This is a genomic window from Rhizobacter sp. P3_C12 (assembly GCF_056402735.1).
In genome coordinates, this window is the sequence record NZ_JBFUGW010000532.1 from 1 (window position 1) to 1966 (window position 1966).

Genomic DNA, 1966 nt, shown 5'->3' on the forward strand with positions numbered 1-1966 from the left:
CCCGTCAAGCTCGGCCGCGGCAAGGGCGCGTTCGAGGGCTGGCGGCTGGTCGTCGCGATCGCCGACGTGAGCCACTACGTGAAGCCGAGCGAGCCGATCGACGAGGACGCCTACGAGCGCGCCACCTCGGTGTACTTCCCGCGGCGCGTGATCCCGATGCTGCCGGAGAAGCTGTCGAACGGGCTGTGCTCGCTGAACCCGAACGAGGACCGCCTCGCGATGGTGTGCGACATGCTGATCACCACCGGCGGCGAGATCCACGCCTACCAGTTCTTCCCGGCGGTGATCTGCTCGCACGCGCGCTTCACCTACAACGAGGTGGCTGCGATCCTCGGCAACACGCGCGGCCCCGAGGCGGCGCGCCGCAAGGATCTCGTGCCGCACCTGCTGCACCTGCACGAGGTGTACCGCGCGCTGCTGAAGGAGCGTTCGAAGCGCGGCGCGGTCGATTTCGAGACCACCGAGACGCAGATCGTCTGCGACGACAACGGCCGCATCGAGAAGATCGTGCCGCGCACGCGCACCGAGGCGCACAAGCTGATCGAGGAGGCGATGCTCGCCGCCAACGTCTGCTCGGCCGATTTCATCGCGCAGCACAAGCACCCGTCGCTGTACCGCGTGCACGAGGGCCCGACGCCCGAGAAGAAGACGCTGCTGCAGAACTACCTGAAGGCGCTGGGTCTCGGCCTGAGCGTCAGCGACGACCCGAAGCCGGGCGAGTTCCAGGCGATCGCCGCGGCCACGAAAGACCGGCCGGATGCGATGCAGATCCACTCGATGCTGCTGCGTTCGATGCAGCAGGCGATCTACACGCCGATCAACAGCGGCCACTTCGGCCTCGCGTACGAGGCCTACACGCACTTCACGAGCCCGATCCGCCGCTATCCCGACCTGCTGGTGCACCGGGTGATCAAGGCCTTGCTGCACGGCAAGCGCTACAGCATCGTGACCGGCGCGCTCGAAGCGGCCTCGAAGGCCAAGCGCGCTTCGCACACCGAGGAAGAGACCTGGGAAGTGGCGGGCGCGCATTGCAGCGCGAACGAACGCCGCGCCGACGAGGCCTCGCGCGATGTCGAGGCCTGGCTCAAGTGCCGCTTCATGCGCGAGCATCTCGGCGAGGAATATGGCGGCACCGTCACGGCGGTCACGAGCTTCGGGTTGTTCGTCACGCTCGATGGCCTGTACGTCGAGGGCCTGATCCACATCACCGAGCTGGGTGGCGAGTACTTCAAGTTCGACGAGGCGCGCCAGGAGCTGCGCGGCGAGCGCTCGGGCGTGCGCTACACGGTCGGCGCACGGGTGCGGGTGCAGGTGAGTCGCGTCGACCTCGACGGCCGCAAGATCGACTTCCGCATGGTCCACGAGGGCGATGAGGGCGGCATCCCCGCGCGGCCCCGCAAGGTGGTCGACAAGACCGGCGGCGCAGCGGCCGAGCTGGCGTCGGTGAAGGGCGCGGACCGCGCGGCCAAGGCTGGCACGAAGGCGGCCAAGGGCCGGTCGGCACATCCGGTGCGGGCGGCCAAGACCGCAGCGCGCAAGAGCGGCGGCAAGACGGCCGCCAAGGCGCCGCGCCGACGCTGAGGGGTCTCAGCCGCGGCGCAGTTGCGCGCGCAGTTGTGCGTGCAGTGCGGCGATCAGGTCCGACGCCCGCAGTGGCGTCGTGGGTGACAGGTCGGCGGCCCGGCCGTGCTGCCAGGCGGCTGCGCTCGCCGTCTGCAGGGCGTCATCCATCGACGCCGCGTGCGAGGTCGACCAGCGCCCGCCGATCCAGCCGGCCAGCACGTCGCCGGTGCCGGCGGTGGCCAAGGCGGCGTTGCCGGTCGGGTTGATGATCGGCACGTGACCAGGCGCCGCGATCACGCTGCCCGATCCCTTCAGCAGCACGACGGCCTTCAGGTCGTCGGCCAGTGCCTGCGCAGCGCGCAGTCGATCGGCTTGCACGCTCGCGGTATCGCAGCCGAGCAGC

The 1966-nt window shown here is 69.8% G+C and carries 2 protein-coding genes; one reads left to right on the forward strand and one right to left on the reverse strand.

What is annotated here, in order from left to right; genetic code table 11:
• The coding region (locus tag AC1DXV_RS34190) for a ribonuclease R family protein (protein ID WP_477937989.1) at positions 1-1581 on the forward strand (1581 nt) is incomplete at its 5' end.
• 6 nt (positions 1582-1587) lie between these two features.
• On the opposite strand, the gene AC1DXV_RS34195 is transcribed toward AC1DXV_RS34190, so the two are convergent.
• Positions 1588-1966 (reverse strand): ADP-dependent NAD(P)H-hydrate dehydratase (locus AC1DXV_RS34195; protein WP_477937990.1); only part of this gene is annotated, 379 nt, incomplete at its 5' end.